This window comes from Citrobacter sp. CK195, assembly GCF_030333365.1.
In the GTDB taxonomy this organism is placed as follows: Bacteria; Pseudomonadota; Gammaproteobacteria; order Enterobacterales; family Enterobacteriaceae; genus Citrobacter_B; species Citrobacter_B koseri.
The window spans coordinates 244,445-262,484 of sequence record NZ_JAOWGB010000023.1; the positions used below are offsets into that span (position 1 = coordinate 244,445).

Annotated in this window: 20 protein-coding genes and 1 tRNA gene (1 of these 21 only partly in view); 13 read left to right on the forward strand and 8 right to left on the reverse strand. The window is 51.5% G+C overall.

Annotated elements, in window-relative coordinates; all coding sequences use genetic code 11:
• Positions 1–70 (reverse strand) — tRNA-Ser (locus OGX93_RS09650) (it extends 69 nt beyond the left edge of the window).
• A 238-nt stretch (positions 71–308) separates the two neighbouring features.
• Here OGX93_RS09650 and ghrA point away from each other — a divergent pair.
• The 4 genes from ghrA to OGX93_RS09670 all read left to right on the forward strand — a co-directional run bounded on the left by ghrA (position 309) and on the right by OGX93_RS09670 (position 3,233).
• A complete protein-coding gene (gene ghrA / locus OGX93_RS09655) occupies positions 309–1,247 on the forward strand; it encodes a glyoxylate/hydroxypyruvate reductase GhrA (protein WP_115614870.1) in 939 nt (312 codons plus the stop codon).
• Between the two features lie 86 nt (positions 1,248–1,333).
• Positions 1,334–2,071, forward strand: a complete 738-nt coding sequence (locus OGX93_RS09660) for a phosphatase (RefSeq protein ID WP_012132897.1) — start codon at positions 1,334–1,336, stop codon at positions 2,069–2,071.
• Positions 2,072–2,094: 23 nt separating this feature from the next.
• Positions 2,095–2,649, forward strand: a complete 555-nt coding sequence (locus tag OGX93_RS09665) for a TorD/DmsD family molecular chaperone (protein ID WP_012132896.1) — start codon at positions 2,095–2,097, stop codon at positions 2,647–2,649.
• Positions 2,650–2,750: 101 nt separating this feature from the next.
• Complete coding sequence (locus tag OGX93_RS09670) at positions 2,751–3,233, forward strand: DUF1097 domain-containing protein (protein ID WP_065422796.1); 483 nt, start codon at positions 2,751–2,753, stop codon at positions 3,231–3,233.
• A 117-nt stretch (positions 3,234–3,350) separates the two neighbouring features.
• On the opposite strand, the gene csgG is transcribed toward OGX93_RS09670, so the two are convergent.
• From csgG to csgD, 4 genes are read right to left on the reverse strand one after another with little or no spacing between them, the layout of a single operon-like run.
• The gene (gene csgG, locus OGX93_RS09675; protein ID WP_024130452.1) at positions 3,351–4,184 is read right to left on the reverse strand and encodes a curli production assembly/transport protein CsgG; all 834 of its coding nucleotides are present in this window, start codon (positions 4,182–4,184) and stop codon (positions 3,351–3,353) included.
• 26 nt (positions 4,185–4,210) lie between these two features.
• Entirely contained in the window at positions 4,211–4,627 is a 417-nt protein-coding gene (csgF, locus tag OGX93_RS09680) for a curli production assembly/transport protein CsgF (RefSeq protein WP_012132893.1), read from the reverse strand.
• Positions 4,628–4,652: 25 nt separating this feature from the next.
• Positions 4,653–5,048, reverse strand: coding sequence for a curli production assembly/transport protein CsgE (gene csgE, locus OGX93_RS09685; RefSeq protein WP_012132892.1), 396 nt, complete (start codon positions 5,046–5,048; stop codon positions 4,653–4,655).
• A 4-nt stretch (positions 5,049–5,052) separates the two neighbouring features.
• A complete protein-coding gene (gene csgD / locus OGX93_RS09690; protein WP_286449643.1) occupies positions 5,053–5,703 on the reverse strand; it encodes a biofilm master transcriptional regulator CsgD in 651 nt (216 codons plus the stop codon).
• A gap of 768 nt (positions 5,704–6,471) precedes the next feature.
• On the opposite strand from csgD, the gene csgB reads away from it, so the two are divergent.
• The 6 genes from csgB (at position 6,472) to OGX93_RS09720 (ending at position 10,350) form a co-directional block, all read left to right on the forward strand.
• Positions 6,472–6,927, forward strand: a complete 456-nt coding sequence (gene csgB / locus OGX93_RS09695) for a curli minor subunit CsgB (protein ID WP_024130451.1) — start codon at positions 6,472–6,474, stop codon at positions 6,925–6,927.
• Between the two features lie 40 nt (positions 6,928–6,967).
• Positions 6,968–7,423, forward strand: a complete 456-nt coding sequence (gene csgA / locus OGX93_RS09700; RefSeq protein ID WP_024130450.1) for a curli major subunit CsgA — start codon at positions 6,968–6,970, stop codon at positions 7,421–7,423.
• Between the two features lie 60 nt (positions 7,424–7,483).
• A complete protein-coding gene (gene csgC, locus OGX93_RS09705) occupies positions 7,484–7,816 on the forward strand; it encodes a curli assembly chaperone CsgC (RefSeq protein WP_024130449.1) in 333 nt (110 codons plus the stop codon).
• A gap of 156 nt (positions 7,817–7,972) precedes the next feature.
• Positions 7,973–8,296, forward strand: a complete 324-nt coding sequence (locus tag OGX93_RS09710; protein WP_047457582.1) for a YmdA family protein — start codon at positions 7,973–7,975, stop codon at positions 8,294–8,296.
• Between the two features lie 97 nt (positions 8,297–8,393).
• Complete coding sequence (gene ymdB, locus OGX93_RS09715) at positions 8,394–8,927, forward strand: O-acetyl-ADP-ribose deacetylase (RefSeq protein WP_047457580.1); 534 nt, start codon at positions 8,394–8,396, stop codon at positions 8,925–8,927.
• Positions 8,920–10,350 (forward strand): phospholipase D family protein, encoded by a 1,431-nt coding sequence (locus OGX93_RS09720; protein ID WP_286449642.1) that lies wholly within the window; start codon positions 8,920–8,922, stop codon positions 10,348–10,350. The genes ymdB and OGX93_RS09720 overlap by 8 nt, the downstream gene beginning before the upstream one ends.
• Before the next feature lie 18 nt (positions 10,351–10,368).
• On the opposite strand, the gene mdoC is transcribed toward OGX93_RS09720, so the two are convergent.
• Entirely contained in the window at positions 10,369–11,529 is a 1,161-nt protein-coding gene (gene mdoC, locus OGX93_RS09725; RefSeq protein WP_012132882.1) for a glucans biosynthesis protein MdoC, read from the reverse strand.
• Between the two features lie 271 nt (positions 11,530–11,800).
• Here mdoC and mdoG point away from each other — a divergent pair, with 271 nt between their 5' ends.
• The 3 genes from mdoG (at position 11,801) to OGX93_RS09740 (ending at position 16,209) form a co-directional block, all read left to right on the forward strand.
• Positions 11,801–13,336: a glucans biosynthesis protein MdoG gene (gene mdoG, locus OGX93_RS09730; RefSeq protein ID WP_077956924.1), complete on the forward strand. Its 1,536-nt coding sequence runs from the start codon at positions 11,801–11,803 to the stop codon at positions 13,334–13,336.
• Entirely contained in the window at positions 13,329–15,857 is a 2,529-nt protein-coding gene (mdoH, locus tag OGX93_RS09735; protein WP_047457577.1) for a glucans biosynthesis glucosyltransferase MdoH, read from the forward strand. The genes mdoG and mdoH overlap by 8 nt, the downstream gene beginning before the upstream one ends.
• 124 nt (positions 15,858–15,981) lie before the next feature.
• A complete protein-coding gene (locus tag OGX93_RS09740; protein WP_024130446.1) occupies positions 15,982–16,209 on the forward strand; it encodes a YceK/YidQ family lipoprotein in 228 nt (75 codons plus the stop codon).
• On the opposite strand, the gene OGX93_RS09745 is transcribed toward OGX93_RS09740, so the two are convergent.
• Positions 16,210–16,584 carry a MysB family protein gene (locus OGX93_RS09745; RefSeq protein ID WP_012132878.1) on the reverse strand — a complete coding sequence of 125 codons (375 nt, stop codon included), beginning with the start codon at positions 16,582–16,584 and terminating at the stop codon, positions 16,210–16,212.
• A gap of 81 nt (positions 16,585–16,665) precedes the next feature.
• Positions 16,666–17,886 carry a multidrug efflux MFS transporter MdtG gene (gene mdtG, locus OGX93_RS09750; protein ID WP_071258243.1) on the reverse strand — a complete coding sequence of 407 codons (1,221 nt, stop codon included), beginning with the start codon at positions 17,884–17,886 and terminating at the stop codon, positions 16,666–16,668.
• Positions 17,887–18,040 lie beyond the last annotated feature (154 nt).

The window sequence follows — 18,040 nt, forward strand, 5'->3', positions numbered from 1 at the left end:
GATTCGAACCCCCGATACGTTGCCGTATACACACTTTCCAGGCGTGCTCCTTCAGCCACTCGGACACCTCACCATATTGTCGTTCCAGTGTTGCTGGAACGGGCGCTAATTTAGGGAAATACGCCCCCGGCGTCAATCACCTTTTCTAAAAAATCGTGCAATTACACAAACTTCAATCAACATGCAGTTTAAATAAGCGGAAACTGCTTTTTTTGCCAGCATCTCTAAATTTGTTATGCTGATGATCCCTATGAAAATGATGATAATAAGTGCGAGTAAATTCCGCACAACAACACTCAGGAGTCAACATGGAGATAATGTTCTATCACCCGACCTTCGATACGGCCTGGTGGCTTAACGCTTTGGCAAAGGCGATTCCCGGCGCGAATATTCGTGAATGGAAACCCGGTGATAACGAACCTGCGGATTATGCGCTCGTGTGGCATCCGCCGGTGGAGATGCTCGAAGGACGGAAGCTAAAAGCCGTATTTGCGCTTGGCGCAGGTGTGGATTCCATTCTGAGTAAGCTCAAAGCGCACCCGGAAATGCTGGATGCCTCTATCCCGCTGTTCCGCCTGGAAGATACCGGCATGGGCCTGCAAATGCAGGAGTATGCCGTGAGCCAGGTGCTGCATTGGTTCCGCCGCTTCGATGATTATCAGGCGCTGAAAAACCAGTCAACATGGCAGCCGCTGCCGGAATATGATCGCGATGAATTCACCGTCGGTATTATGGGGGCGGGGGTGCTGGGCGCCAAAGTCGCTGAAGCGCTCCAGGCATGGGGATTCCCGCTTCGCTGCTGGAGCCGTAGCCGTAAATCCTGGCCTGGCGTAGAGAGTTTTGCGGGAGCTGAGGAGTTAGGCGCATTCCTGAATCAAACAAGGGTGCTGATCAACCTGCTGCCAAATACGGCGGAGACGGTGGGCATTATTAATTCCGGCTTGCTCAATCGGTTACGGGATGGAGCTTACCTGCTTAACCTGGCGCGTGGTGTGCATGTTAATGAGGACGATCTGCTTGCCGCGTTGAATAGCGAAAAACTCAAAGGGGCGATGCTGGATGTTTTCAGCCGCGAGCCGTTGCCAAAAGAGAGTCCGCTCTGGCAACACCCTCGCGTGGCGATGACGCCGCACATTGCCGCCGTCACCCGCCCGGCGGAAGCCGTGGACTATATTTCGCGCACCATTACGCATCTGGAACGCGGCGAATCCGTGACGGGTCAGGTCGATCGCGTTCGCGGCTACTGATGACAACCCGGTTAGCGCCGGGTTTCGACTAATAAATGGCGACGATACCTGCTATCCTTGTCGGAAAACGACTACAGGAGTGAGTTATGTATCCCGTTGACTTGCATATGCATACCGTCGCCAGCACCCACGCATACAGTACCTTGCACGATTATATTGCCGAAGCGAAACGCAAAGGTATTAAGCTCTTTGCCATTACCGATCACGGCCCGGATATGGCCGATGCTCCGCATCACTGGCACTTTATCAACATGCGTATCTGGCCGCGTCTGGTTGACGGGGTGGGCATTCTTCGCGGTATTGAAGCCAACATCAAGAATATCGATGGCGAGATTGACTGCACGGGCCCGATGCTGAACTCGCTGGATGTGATTATCGCCGGTTTCCATGAACCGGTTTTCGCGCCGCACGATAAAGAGACCAATACCCAGGCGATGATTGCCGCGATGGCCAGCGGAAATGTGCATATTATCAGCCATCCGGGCAACCCAAAGTATCCTGTCGATATCACCGCGATTGCGCAGGCGGCGGCTAAATACCAGGTGGCGCTGGAAATCAATAACTCGTCATTCCTGCATTCGCGCAAAGGCAGTGAAGATAATTGCCGCGCGGTGGCCGCGGCCGTGCGTGACGCTGGCGGATGGGTAGCGTTAGGGTCAGATTCCCATACTGCGTTTACACTCGGTGAATTTGCCGAATGCCGGAAGATCCTGGATGAAGTGGATTTCCCGGAAGAACGCGTTTTAAACGTTTCGCCAGGACGCTTACTGAGATTTCTGGAATCGCGCGGTATGGCGCCGATCCCGGAGTTTGCTGAACTTTAATTGCTGATAACTGGAATATATCAATGAATGAGTTTTCTATCCTGTGTCGTGTGCTGGGATCGCTGTATTACCGCCAACCGCAGGACCCTCTGCTGGTTCCTCTGTTTACGCTGATCCGCGAGGGTAAATTGTCGGCAAGCTGGCCGTTGGAGCAGGATGAGCTTCTGGCGCGGTTGCAGAAAAGTTGCGACATGACCCAACTGGCGGCGGACTACAATGCGCTGTTTGTCGGCGACGAGTGCGCCGTGTCGCCTTATCGCAGCGCCTGGGTGGAAGGGGCGAAGGAGTCCGATGTTCGCGCGTTTCTTTCCGCTCGCGGTATGCCGTTGGCGGATACCCCTGCCGACCATATCGGTACGCTGCTGCTGGCCGCCTCCTGGCTGGAGGATCAGTCTGCTGAAGATGAGAGCGAAGCGCTGGAAACGCTGTTTATTGAATACCTGCTTCCCTGGTGCGGTACTTTCCTTGGCAAAGTGGAAGCCCATGCCGCGACGCCATTCTGGCGTACGATGGCGCCGTTGACGCGCGATGCGATCGGCGCAATGTGGGATGAGTTACAGGAAGGCGCTGAAGAGTAAATGTGATCATGGTCACTTTGTTATGCAACGTGATTAATTGTATTGCATAAAATGTGTGCGTGATCTCATTCGTATGCCGCTTTTCTGCTATGATGCGCGGCATGAACATACTTATCTCCATTGCAATCACAACGGGCATTCTCTCCGGTATCTGGGGATGGGTGGCCGTTTCCTTTGGCCTGCTCAGCTGGGCGGGTTTTCTGGGCTGTACGGCCTATTTCGCCTGCCCGCAGGGCGGCCTGAAAGGGTTATTGATTTCTGCATGTACGCTCCTGAGCGGCGTGGTGTGGGCGCTGGTGATTATTCACGGCAGCGCGCTGGCTCCGCATCTGGAGATCGTCAGTTACGTCATGACGGGAATCGTCGCGTTTTTGATGTGCGTTCAGGCGAAGCAGCTGTTGCTTTCTTTTGTGCCTGGCACCTTTATCGGCGCATGCGCGACGTTTGCAGGGCAGGGGGACTGGCGACTGGTTCTGCCTTCGCTGGCGCTGGGACTCGTGTTTGGCTATGCGATGAAAAATAGCGGGCTGTGGCTGGCGTCTCGTCGGGTAAGAGATTCTTCGCCGACGGCGGTCAGCAAATAAAAAAGCGTGAGGTTTCCCCCACGTTCATATGATGTCAATCCTGATGGCGCAAACTTATCCTGCCTGCTGTAGGCCCGATAAGCCTGCGCCATCGGGCATTCTACGGTTGGTGAAATATCAGGATTCCGGCGGTACGGACATGTGGCGGTATTTCACCAGAATGTCGTTCTGACGCTCCGCTTTGTTCTGCAAATCCCACAGGCCGCGATCGATCCCGTCGTTAATCAGGAAGATAACGCCCGTTTCAATCGCTGACATCAGACACAGCATCACCGGTTCATTAGAGGTGTAGCCGATTTCACCTTCCAGCAGTCGCTGGTAATCAATAAAGCGGAACACCCCGGCCTGCACTTCATAGGAAAGGATGGTCTTGCTGGTATTGACCGAAGAGAGGATCTCGCCGGTGCTGACGTTAACCACGCGCAGGTTTACCGCAATCTGGTCAAGCTGATACTGCGTATCCGCACCGATACCGAAGTACCGCGCACCGACCCCGCCTGACTTCACGTTGCTTTCGTAACCGATAATCGACCCTTCCACCATGATATTCGCGGCGGTGAGGGACTGAAGCGGGATTCGGTTATTGATAGCCACCGTGCCGTTTTCCTGCGCTGCACGAATAATTTTGCGTTCGTTCAGCAGGTTTTGCAGTCCCTGACGCTCCAGCGGGATAAACCAGCGGGAGTCTTTCAGCGCGGTCACCAGCATCGCGGTGGCGCTCTGCGGAACAGCAGTCGAGAAGTTACTCGCCGGATAAGGCTTAAACTGGCCCGTTTCATCCTGAATATTATAAACCGAGACAAAAATCTTACCCGTTGGCATCGGCAGGTGCGTCAAATCTTTATAGCTTTGCGCACGAGGCATTAATGTCGGTTTCGCGGCTTCTTTAGGCGGGGCGGTTAAGCATCCGCTCAGTAAACATACTGCAACCAAAATAAGTAAGCGCTGCATGATTATTGTCCTTTGGTAGCTGGGGCTTAGAAATCGGTTGACTGTGTTTGCAAACCTGACACTTCAATCGTCGAGGTTTTCCCGGTTTTCCTGTCCGTGACATTAAGTCGCAGTTGCCCATCCCGGTTGGCGATATCAATGATAAAATCATTGGTCACCATTCTGCCTGGTTTGCCGGTGTTAATATTCGTCAGCAATCCGCCAAGGATTTGCGATTGAATAGCCTGCGTAAAGTTATCCAGGGCAGACGGGGTTTCAATCCCGAAGTCGTCGTAATAACTTGGGTCCTTATAAGAGTTTTGTGCCTGAGCGCTATTTAATAAAAATGCGCCGTTATTTGGGTTTCCACCAAAATTAGGATTTCGGAACTGGAATGTCATATTTCCGGCCCAACTTAATGGTGAAATAAGCATGAGCATAACTACTGCATGTTTGACACGCATGGCAGCCTCCAGACTAAATCATATTTTAGAATTCATCGCGCGCTAAATCACTCGTGCTTAATAGCGTTTGATCTATTTGCCGACGATTTAATGCTTCTTCAGTTTGCGCCAGCGCGAAGTCAACGGTTCGCTCGAAGTCTCTTTTCGTTGGGAATAAAAAAGTCTGGAATATAACGTCCTGATTTACCGTTATCGTAATCCAACTTCCCCAACGCGCACTGGGTCTTTCATTGATGGTCAAATTGCCTGTGTACTCACTTTCCCATTTGTCGCTGAAGGCGCGATAAAAATTGTGGCCGACTGATGAGACGGTATGGTCAGTTAAGAGTCCGGGAACTTCCACTTCAACTTCCGCAGCGTGAAGATTCCCTGCGGCAAGCAGTAATTCTGCTGCCACAATCCAGGTCAGATAGCGTTTCATGGCTTTATCGCCTGAGGTTATCGTTTGCCCACGAGACCGCCTGAGTACGGTTTTTAACAGCTATCTTTTTGAAAAGATTATAAAGATGTGTTTTTACCGTATTCTCGCTGATAAAAAGCGAGCGGGCGATTTCAATGTTTGAGGCGCCGATTCGCAGTTTATTGAGGATCTCTTTTTCACGATGAGTGAGAAGCGCTGATTCCGTGCTGTTGTAACGGTAGTTCCCTGAATGAGTGATCAGGTAACTGGCCAGCTTTTGCGAAAAATAGCATTCGCCTCGCAAGATCCCCTGCAAGCCGTTAACGACACGTTCTTCATCCTCCGTTGCGTAAAACACGCCATTGATATGTGGCCAGTTTTCAATATCACGGAAGGGATAGTCGTCGGGAGTATTCAACAATAACGTCTTGATATTGTTGTTTTTCCGACTCAAATTGTCTTGCCAGTAATGGATAATTTTTTTATCCGCTTCCATCATATCCAGTAAAACAATGCAACTGGTGGATATATCATCCAGAGAACGTTGAATATTATGTAGTTTTCCGGTAACAGCCAGTGATTGCTTTAAATGCTGCAATAATGCAGTGGCCTGCAAAGATGGTTTTGTGATCAACAATAATGTATGACCATGAATACTATGGACTTCATTAAACATGATGAAACCCCACTTTTTTTAGTCGCACATCTGACAGCTGCCTCAGCTAAAATACGAGGCACCAGAAGTACTGACAGATGTTGCACTGCTGTGTGTAGAAATAAAACATCGACCCAAAAAGGGTAAAAATATTAAAACAGATGGACTACAACTGATTTCAATCTAGTCATTACAAACCTTAAAGCAAGTGTTAAACTTGTAACAAAATGTAAAATTATATATTCATATGTTAATGTGTGGATTTTTTAGAGATTAGATTTGATAGAAAAGTTGTACATGTTGCTGTTATTGCATAGATTTAAAAAATCATACAAATTATAATAACTGATTGATTTTAAATCATAATTTAAAATTATTTTTGAGTTTGTCTGACAAGTTAATTTTAAAACGTTCGACTCAGGGCCGCCTGGACATTTTTAGTGAGAAAAAATGATGTTTGTCACGAGTTGTGACGGCGATGCAGTGTGATGCCCGGAGAAACGCATAATGATATGCAGAAAACGGTTTTTCCCTCTCACTGGCAGAAATGTTTAGCCCGCTACAGATAAGAAAATAAATTTTTCGTAAATAACAGTGGAGTCAACAGTGAATTAGCACTTTGGTGTGACGCTGAATATCAAAATACCACTCGCGGGTGAGTTATTTAAAATGTTTCCACGGACATACTCTTCATCGTAACGCGGCGTTAACAAAAAACGAATCGCGTTAACAGTCAAATTGAAATGCTTTTAAATTAACGTAATGTACGACCAGGTCCAGGGTGACAACATGAAAAACAAATTGTTATTTATGATGTTAACAATACTGGGTGCGCCTGGGATTGCAGCCGCGACAAGTTATGATCTGGCAAATGCGGAATATAATTTTGCGGTAAATGAATTAAGCAAGTCTTCATTTAATCAGGCAGCCATTATTGGTCAAAAGGGCACTCATAATAGTGCAAAAACACGCCAGGACGGCTCAAAACTTTTATCTGTTATTTCACAAGAAGGCGGAAATAACCGGGCGAAGATTGACCAGTCAGGAGCTTATAACCTTGCATATATTGATCAGGCGGGTTACGCCAATGATGCAAGTATATCGCAAGGCTCTTATGGTAATACTGCAATGATTATTCAGAAAGGTTCTGGTAATAAAGCAGATATTACGCAGTACGGTACGCAAAAAACAGCAGTTGTAGTGCAGAGACAGTCGCGCATGGCTATTCGCGTTACGCAACGTTAATACCATGACGACTTTTAAATCAATCCGATGGGGGTTTACCATGAAACTTTTAAAAGTGGCAGCATTCGCAGCAATCGTAGTTTCTGGCAGTGCTCTGGCAGGTGTTGTTCCGCAGTGGGGCGGTGGCGGCGGTCATAATAATGGCGGTAATAATTCCGGCCCTGAATCTACCCTGAGTATTTTCCAGTACGGTAGCGCAAACTCTGCTCTTGCTCTGCAAAGCGATGCTCGTAAATCAGATCTGTCCATCAAACAATATGGTCATGGTAACGGCGCAGACGTAGGCCAGGGCGCTGACAACAGCGGCATTGACCTGACCCAGAATGGGTACAGAAACAGCGCGACTATCGATCAGTGGAATGCCAAAAACTCTGATATCGTTGTGAGCCAGTTTGGTGGCCGCAACGGCGCGCTGGTTAACCAGACTGCGTCCGACTCCCAGGTATCGGTTACTCAGGTCGGCTTCGGCAACAACGCCACGGCTAACCAGTACTGATTCAGGTCGGGTACTCATAATAAACAGGGCGAAAGCCCTGTTTTTTTTCGTGAGGATATGATGAATACGCTATTACTCCTTGCCGCGCTCTCCAGCCAGATTACATTTAATACCACGCAACAAGGTGAAATTTACACCATTGTCCCCCAGGTTACGCTCAGTAAACCCTGCGTGTGCGAAGTCCAAATTTTTGCCGTTCGTGATGGGAAAGGAGGGCAAAGCCGTACACAGCAGAAAACAACCCTTTCTTTGCCCGCTAATCAACCCATTGATTTAACGAAACTCAGTTTAAATATTTCCCCGGAGGACTCGGTAAAAATTATCGTTACCGTTTCCGACGGGCAGTCGTTGCATTTGTCGCAGCAATGGCCATCTCCTGAGAAATCATCTTAATCATTTGATTTATTTGGTGATTGTTTGTGGCAGGGGATGGATTACTGTTCTATGAATTATAGAGAGGCAACAACGTCGTTTCCGTTCACCGCGAGCGTCGCAGTGGAAGGAAAACTCCGATCCTTCAAGTATGATTGATCATTGAGGAGCTATTGTATGTTTGCGTTGTGTTCGAAAAATATCCTCGGAGCAGGCCTTGGCGTCTGCATTCTCTTTTCTTCCTCTGTTACAGCTCAACAAATCACTACCGGCGGCGTTATTCATTTTCGTGGTCAGATTGTCGAACCTCCCTGTGAGGTCAGTGCCCGGCAGCAAAATATTGACATGACATGCGTGAATAATGGCCAGATGAAAACTAACCGTTTTACCCTGCAACAGGTTACAACCGCCCCGCAAAGCCTTCGACAAATTGCATCTGTGAGAGTCAACTATCTCGATCCGCAACAACGTCTGGCAATTATGAGTATTGAATACCAATAAACGCATCTGTCAGAGATAAAATCGTTCGATTAAAAAACGCGATTTCATTGAAAGCCCTGCTGTACACTTAGGCTATAGGCTAAGGTAAGGGGGATCTATGAAATCGCGTATTCATGTACAACATGGCGACATAACCCAACTCACGGTAGATGTGATTGTTAATGCCGCCAACGCTTCATTACTGGGGGGCGGTGGCGTTGACGGCGCGATTCATCGTGCAGCGGGTCCGGCGCTACTGGAAGCCTGCAAAAAAGTCAGGCAGCAGCAGGGCGAGTGCCCGGCAGGACACGCGGTCATCACTCTGGCAGGCAATCTGCCGGCGAAAGCGGTGATCCATACGGTGGGGCCCGTCTGGCGTGGCGGCGATCATAACGAATCCCAGCTCCTGGAAGATGCCTATTTCAACAGTTTGCAACTGGTGCTGGCCAATGGCTACCGGTCTGTCGCGTTTCCGGCGATCAGCACCGGCGCTTACGGCTACCCACGCCCCGCCGCCGCAGAGATAGCGGTCAATACGGTCGCGGATTTTCTTGCCCGCCACGCGCTACCTGAGCAGGTATACTTTGTCTGTTATGATGAAGAAACTGCCCGACTTTACGAGCGATTACTGACCCAACAAGGTGATGAGTGAGTTGACCCGACTTGAGCGCGCTGTTACCCCGCTGTGTGAACGTCATCCCGGCGAATGCGGCATTCTCGCCCTGGATGACAGCCTGGATGCCTTTGCCGCACGCTATCGATTAACGGAAATGGCTGAGCGCACCCTGGATGTGCAGTATTACATCTGGGAGGACGACATGTCCGGGCGCCTGCTGTTTTCGATATTATTGGCGGCGGCAAAGCGCGGCGTTCATGTTCGCCTGCTGCTGGATGATAACAACACGCCGGGGCTTGATGATACGCTGCAACTGCTGGATAGCCACCCCAATATCGAAGTGCGCCTGTTTAATCCTTTCTCTTTTCGTATGCTGCGCGCGCTGGGGTATTTAACCGACTTTGCCCGGCTTAATCGGCGTATGCATAATAAAAGCTATACGGCAGATGGCGCAGTCACCATTGTCGGTGGGCGGAATATTGGCGATGCCTATTTTGGCGTAGGTGAAGAGCCGCTGTTTTCCGATCTCGACGTGATGGCGATTGGCCCTGTCGTAAAAGACGTGGCGGATGATTTTGAACGTTACTGGCACTGCAAATCGGTTTCAACGCTGCAAAAAGTGTTGTCGCTGTCTGAGCAGGAAATCACCCGACGCATTGACTTACCGGATTCCTGGTACAACGACGACATTACGCGCCGCTATTTGCATAAGCTGAAAACCAGCCACTTTATGTCCCATCTTGATCGCGGCGCTTTACCGCTGATATGGGCGAAAACCCGTTTGCTCAGCGACGATCCTTTAAAAGGCGAGGGGAAAGCGCAGCGTCATTCGCTTCTGCCGCAACGCCTGTTCGATGTGATGGGGTCGCCAACGGAACGTATCGACATTATTTCCGCCTATTTTGTCCCCACCCGGGCGGGCGTCGCGCAACTGCTGCAACTGGTGAGAAAAGGGGTCAGGATCGCGATTCTTACCAATTCACTGGCGGCGAACGATGTGGCGGTCGTCCATGCGGGCTATGCGCGGTGGCGTAAAAAACTTCTGCGCTACGGCATTGAGCTCTATGAGCTTAAACCCACTAACGGGCATGCGGCTGAACTTCACGATCGTGGTTTAACCGGTAACTCAGGCTCCAGCCTGCATGCGAAGACCTTCAGCATTGACGGGAATAAGGTTTTTATCGGTTCGCTCAATTTCGATCCCCGATCGACGTTACTCAATACCGAAATGGGGTTTGTGATTGAAAGCGAAACGCTGGCAACGCTGATTCATAACCGTTTTATGCAGAGCCAGCGTGATGACGCCTGGCAACTGCGGCTGGATCGTTGGGGAAGAATTAACTGGGTTGATCGCCACCTGCGTGACGAGGTGGTACTGAAAAAAGAACCCGCCACAGGATTCTGGAAGCGGGTTCTGGTGCGACTGGCGTCTGTCTTGCCCGTCGAATGGCTGCTTTAACGTCCTTCAGCGGGCAGCTTAACTGGCGACAGCCTTGCTGTTATCACGTTTAACCGCGGGTTTGCCCGAAAATAAAAATTTCAGTACGGGAACCCGTAAATGCAGTTCATACAGGACCAGCGCAATACCGATAACAAAGACCAGCCCGCATAAAAAACCCAGCAGATTCGACGTAATATGCGGCGTAATATACGCGCCGAAAAACAGCGTTAGTGGATGATGCACCAGATAGATGAAAAGCGATGCATTCACAAAATAGGTGACGCGAGCGGACTGGAAATTAAGTAAACGGTGGCCCAGCGAAAAGACCACGTTAACCATCCACAATCCCATCAGCATGGTAATGACGTATTCTGTTTCATACATCCAGGCATCGCCGCTGCCATAACGCTGGTTCAGCAGGTAGGCAACGAAGGCGAGCGCCGCAGCCAGCGTGCATCCGCGTGACGGTACGGTAAACAGCGCTTTCAGCGCCGGGTTGATGAATGCCAGCGCGCCCAGGATAAAGAAAGGGAGATAAAACAGCGTTTGCATGACGACGAAATTGAACATGCCATCGCTAAGAATAGAGGGATAAATGATAAAAATGGCGCGTCTCAGCGCGGCGTAACCGACGCCAAGGATAAAGAAGATAAGCGTCAATTTGGTCATCGAAACGGCGGCGAATAATGGCTTCGTTGTGCGTTCCGCGCTTTTTTTGATTTGGCTGAATGCCCACATGCTCAGGGTTGTTAATACAACAAGCACTAATAAAAACCACAGATGAGAAATTAATTCCCAGGCCAGCGTATTGTATTTCTCATACAAAGAAAGCGTGTGCCAGTTCTCGGTTTTTCCTTTGACAAATTGCAGCATGATAAATTGCGGCAAGGTGAGTAAAGGAATGGCCGTCAGCATAGGAATACCTACGCGTTCAACACGCACTTTCCACCAGCGTTTTAATGGATAACGCAGGAATAACATGTACGAAAAATAACCGGAAATAACAAAAAAGACCTGCATGCGAAATGCGTGGACAAAATCGTTAAACAGGGTCAGCCACCATGAGGGCTCTGCGCTGTTGATATGCCAGGTATGGCTTGAATAGATCAACGAGATATGAAAGGGGATCCCCAACAACATCAGCCAGGCGCGGATGGAGTCAAGAAAATATTCACGCTGTGGAGGTACTGGATTCATAGATAGATACATATTCTCAGACTTTTCGTCTTATCCCTGGGACGAATAATGTTTACATTCGGGGGCAACCCTACACGAAGTCCAACAACCTGTCTCCAGGATAAGCACGCAAAGTGAAAACAGGAGCAAAACCTGCTTAATCCATGAGCCAGCGCGCTGAACAAAGCCGGGATTCAGTTGTCGGATTGCCTGATTATCCATTAAAATGGATCGGATCGATATAAGCACACAAAGGGGGAAGTGCTTACTTATTATGAAACATAAACGACAAATGATGAAAATGCGTTGGTTGGGCGCGGCGGTAATGTTAACGCTGTACACATCGTCGAGTTGGGCGTTCACCATCGATGATGTTGCAAAACAAGCTCAATCCTTAGCCGGTAAAGGCTATGAGGCGCCGAAAAGTAACTTGCCCTCCGTTTTCCGCGACATGAAATATGCGGACTATCAGCAGATCCAGTTTAACCGTGATAAAGCGTACTGGAGCAATATCAAGACCCCATTCAAACTCGAGTTCTACCACCAGGGTATGTACTTCGACACACCGGTCAGGATCAACGAAGTTACCGCGACGACGGTAAAAAGAATCAAATACAACCCGGACTATTTCAATTTTGGCGATGTTCAGCATGATAAAGACACCGTCAAAGACCTCGGTTTCGCCGGGTTCAAAGTGCTGTACCCGATCAACAGCAAAGACAAAAACGATGAAATCGTCAGCATGCTCGGTGCCAGCTATTTCCGCGTCATTGGCGCAGGCCAGGTCTATGGTCTTTCCGCGCGTGGTCTGGCGATTGATACCGCGCTGCCTTCCGGTGAGGAATTTCCCCGCTTTCGCGAGTTCTGGATTGAGCGTCCAAAACCGACTGACAAACGTTTGACCATCTATGCGTTGCTCGATTCCCCGCGTGCGACCGGGGCATACCGCTTCGTCATCATCCCTGGGCGTGACACCGTGGTGGACGTTCAGTCGAAAGTCTACCTGCGTGATAAAGTCGGTAAACTGGGCGTTGCGCCGTTAACCAGCATGTTCCTGTTTGGGCCGAACCAGCCGTCTCCGGCAACCAACTATCGCCCGGAATTGCACGACTCTAACGGGTTGTCTATCCATGCGGGCAACGGTGAATGGATCTGGCGCCCGCTGAATAACCCGAAACATCTTGCGGTGAGCAGCTATGCGATGGAAAACCCGCAAGGGTTCGGCTTGCTGCAACGCGGCCGCCAGTTCTCGCGCTTTGAAGATTTAGACGATCGCTATGACCTGCGCCCAAGCGCCTGGATCACGCCGAAAGGCGAGTGGGGCAAAGGGAAAATCGAACTGGTGGAAATTCCGACCAACGATGAAACTAACGATAACATCGTGGCCTACTGGACGCCGGATCAACTGCCTGAAGCAGGCAAAGAGATGAACTTCAAGTACACCATGACGTTTACCCGCGATGAAGAGAAACTTCATGCGCCGGAGAATGCCTGGGTTCAGCAGACGCGTCGCTCTACGGGCGATGTCAAACAGTCTAACCTGATTCGCCAGCCTGACGGCACCATCGCCTTCGTCGTGGATTTTGTCGGCACAGATATGAAAAAGCTGCCGCAGGATACCCCTGTCACGGCGCAAACCAGTATTGGCGATAACGGCGAAATCGTTGAGAACTCAGTGCGTTATAACCCGGTGACGAAAGGCTGGCGTTTGACGCTGCGCGTAAAAGTGAAAGACGCGAAGAAAACCACTGAAATGCGTGCTGCGTTGGTGAATGCCGATCAGCCGTTGAGTGAAACCTGGAGCTACCAGTTACCTGCCAATGAATAAGACAACTGAGTATATTGACGCAATGCCGCTTTCAGACATTGAGAAAGCGGCGCTGCCGAAAACGGACATCCGCGCCGTCCATGAGGCGCTGGATGTTGAGCATCGAGCTTACTCGCGAGAAGACGATTCACCGCAGGGATCTGTTAAAGCGCGCCTTGAGCAGGCCTGGCCGGATTCGCTGGCCGAAGGGCAACTGATTAAGGATGATGAGGGACGCGATCAGTTGCAGGCAATGCCGAAAGCGACGCGTTCTTCTATGTTCCCCGATCCCTGGCGCACCAACCCGCTGGGTCGTTTCTGGGACCGCTTGCGCGGCCGGGACGTGACGCCGCGTTATCTCTCCCGCCTGACGAAAGAAGAGCAGGAGAACGAGCAAAAATGGCGTACCGTCGGGACAATCCGCCGTTACATCCTGTTGCTGCTGACGCTGGCGCAGACGGTGGTTGCGACCTGGTATATGAAGACCATTCTTCCTTACCAGGGCTGGGCGCTCATTAATCCCGCCGACATGATCGGGCAGGATCTGTGGGTCTCCTTTATGCAACTGCTGCCGTATGTGCTGCAAACCGGCATCCTGATCCTGTTCGCCGTGCTGTTCTGCTGGGTGTCTGCGGGGTTCTGGACCGCGCTTATGGGCTTCCTGCAACTGCTGATTGGCCGCGATAAATACAGTATTTCGGCGTCAACGGTGGGAAATGAGCCGCTGAATCCAGAGCACCGTACCGCGTTGATTATGCCTATCTGCAACGAGGACGTTGACCGCGTGTTCGCGGGGCTACGCGCTACGTGGGAATCGGTTAAAGCCACCGGCAACGCAGCGCATTTCGACGTCTATATCCTGAGCGATAGCTACAACCCCGATATCTGCGTGGCGGAACAAAAAGCGTGGATGGAGCTGATTGCTGAAGTGCAGGGCGAAGGACAGATTTTCTATCGCCGTCGCCGCCGTCGTGTGAAGCGCAAAAGCGGCAATATCGATGACTTCTGCCGTCGCTGGGGCAACCAGTACAGCTACATGGTGGTGCTGGACGCTGACTCGGTGATGACCGGCGAGTGTCTGAGCGGCCTGGTGCGTCTGATGGAAGCGAACCCGAATGCCGGGATCATTCAGTCGTCGCCGAAAGCGTCCGGTATGGATACGCTGTATGCGCGTTGCCAGCAGTTTGCTACCCGCGTGTACGGCCCGCTGTTTACCGCCGGGCTGCACTTCTGGCAGCTAGGCGAGTCGCATTACTGGGGCCACAACGCGATTATTCGCGTGAAGCCATTCATCGAACACTGTGCGCTTGCGCCGCTGCCGGGCGAAGGATCGTTCGCGGGTTCCATCCTCTCGCATGACTTCGTGGAAGCGGCGTTAATGCGTCGTGCAGGGTGGGGCGTCTGGATTGCCTACGACCTGCCGGGTTCGTATGAAGAACTGCCGCCGAACCTGCTGGATGAACTTAAGCGTGACCGCCGCTGGTGTCATGGCAACCTGATGAACTTCCGCCTGTTCCTGGTGAAAGGGATGCACCCGGTTCACCGTGCGGTGTTCCTGACGGGGGTTATGTCTTACCTGTCGGCGCCGCTGTGGTTTATGTTCCTGGCGCTTTCCACCGCTTTGCAGGTAGTTCATGCGTTGACCGAACCGCAATACTTCCTGCAACCGCGCCAGCTGTTCCCGGTCTGGCCGCAGTGGCGCCCCGAACTGGCGATTGCGCTGTTTGCATCCACGATGGTGCTGCTGTTCCTGCCGAAGCTGCTGAGTATTATGCTCATCTGGTGTAAGGGCACAAAAGAGTATGGCGGATTTGTGCGCGTAACGCTGTCGCTGCTGCTGGAAGTGCTGTTCTCTGTGCTGCTGGCGCCGGTACGCATGTTGTTCCACACGGTGTTTGTGGTGAGCGCATTCCTCGGCTGGGAAGTGGTCTGGAATTCACCGCAGCGTGACGATGACTCTACCCCGTGGGGTGAAGCCTTCATGCGTCACGGTTCCCAGCTGCTGCTCGGCCTGGTATGGGCGGTTGGCATGGCCTGGCTGGATTTACGTTTCCTGTTCTGGCTGGCGCCGATTGTCTTCTCGCTGATCCTGTCGCCGTTTGTGTCCGTGGTTTCCAGCCGTTCAACGGTGGGCTTGCGCACCAAACGCTGGAAACTGTTCCTCATCCCGGAAGAGTATTCCCCGCCGCAGGTGCTCGTGGATACTGACAAATACCTGGCGATGAACCGCAATCGCACGCTGGATGACGGCTTTATGCACGCGGTGTTTAATCCGTCGTTTAACGCACTGGCTACGGCGATGGCTACGGCCCGTCACCGCGCCAGTAAGGTGCTGGAGATTGCGCGCGACCGCCATGTGGAGCAGGCGCTGAATGAAACGCCGGAAAAACTGAATCGCGACCGCCGTCTGGTGTTGTTGAGCGATCCAGTGACGATGGCGCGTTTACACTATCGCGTCTGGAATTCACCGGAAAGATATTCATCGTGGGTTAACTACTATCAGGGTATCAACCTGAACCCACTGGCGTTGCAGAAGAAGTAAGCCGTAGCGGTCTGATAAACGTGGCGTTTATCAGGCCGACAAATATGCGCTGACAATTATCTGAAAATACCGGCCTGCTGCCGGTATTTTTTTATACTGAACAAAACGACGAATGAGGTATCCGGTGCGAATAATCGTGGTTGGCGTAATGGCGCTACTTCTGAGCGGGTGCGGCAGCATCATTAGCAGGACGATCCCCGGACAAGGGCACGGCAATCAATACTATCCCGGCGTGCAGTGGGATGTCCGGGATTCCGCGTGGCGCTATGTCACGGTTCTCGATCTGCCGTTTTCACTGGTTTTTGATACGCTGCTGCTGCCGCTGGATATACACCACGGCCCTTATGAGTAGTTAACGCTCATCCCACTCATCCGCCGCAGTCTGGCCTTCTTCGGTATCCAGAGGCGGCTCGAGCTGAAATTCACCGTCATCCCACTCATGCAGAGTGTTCTCTTCCAGCCACTCCTGACGAATCTCTATCTCATCATAATCGCCGTCAAAGACGCTTTGCGCCGCTTCGCCACTCAGCATTGGCAGACATTCGCCTTCTTCGCCTTCATCGGCAAAAAACTCGGCTTGCCACATGATGTCGCCATCCTGTAGCACGTATTTCTGGATATTGAGTTGTTGAACATTGGCTTCATCTTGTTCGAGTTCCGGGTTGTCAGCCAGAAACTCTTCACGGGCTGCATCAATGGCTTCTTCCAGCGTGGCGTACATAGTCATCACTGTCTCCCTTTGATTTGATGAGGTATTCAGGGAAAGAATAGCTGATTCTCCGGTTTTGCAAGTATGAAAGCGCAAAAATCATTTTGCCGCGAGGGTCTCTCTGCGCCGCCGCAGGCTGTTCCACGAATAAATTGCGTTGAACAACACGACGCCTGCGGTGACGCAAAACACGGCGCGAAAACCGTAGCTGGCAGAAATAGCCGCCCCCATTAACGGGCCTGTGACGTTGCCAATATCGCGAAATGACTGGTTGTAACTGAAGATGCGCCCGGCGATCTGATTGCTGGCGTTATAGACCAGCAGAGTCTGTACGGCAGGGAGCAGGGCGCCGTCCGCCGCGCCAAGTAAAAAGCGCAGCACGCCAAGCTGCCAGGGCGTTTGTACGAATGACATCGGGATCAGCAGCAGGACAGAGATAATCAGGGCGGTAATCAGGATCTTTTCGGGGCCAATGCGATCGCCCAGTTTGCCGAGCCGGGGCGCGCTGAGCAACGCCGCCACGCCGGGCACCGAGGCGATCATTCCGCTGATAAATGCGATATTGCTGACGTTACCGGCTAGCTCTCGCACATATAACGTCAGAATAGGCGCGATCGATCCGGTTGCAACCTGAATGATCAGCGTGGTGACGAACAGACTCAAAACCAGCTTTGGGTTTTTTAGTGAGCCAACGACCTCCCGGACGTGCAACATCTCCTTTTTGCTGACAGGCTGAAAACGTTCGCGAATAAAAAAGAGCGTCAGTAAGAAACAGACCAACAGCACGCTGGCGGTGATGAAGAAGACAGGGCGTAATCCATACTGGTCGGCAAGCAATCCGCCCGCCAGAGGGCCGAGCAACGCGCCGCTGACGCCGCCAGTAGAAAGCGTTCCTAACGCCCAGCCGCTCTTATTACGCGGCACCTGAGTGGCGATAAGCGCATTTGCGTTTGGCACAAATCCGCCGAGCAGACCTAACAATGCGCGCAGGATCAGAAACTGCCAGATGTTCTGCGCCAGCCCCATCAGCAGCATAACCATCGCCATGCCGAGGGCTGAGCGCAGCAGCATGATCTTTCGCCCTTTGCGATCGGCCAGCCCGCCCCAAAAAGGCGAGGCAATAGCGGAAAACAGGAAGGTGATACTGAAAACCAGCCCCGACCACATATTCAGCGCGCTGTGGCCCGTTACGCCGAGCTGCTCAACGTAGAGGGGTAAAAATGGCATCACCAGGCTAAACGCCGCGCCGGTCAAAAAACAGCCCAGCCAGGCCACGGTGAGATTGCGTTTCCAGTTTATGGGGACATCAGAGGGTGACATAGCGATCCGCAGTGTGATGCGCTGTTTGCGCTATCATCAGAATAAAAATAAGACAATACTCTCTTATTATGCGCCTGCCTGCTGAGGGCGGCAATGTGAGTAGCTTTTAAAGCTAAAAGAGGCGATGAGAAGGTGCAACCGTCGCCCGGCTGCA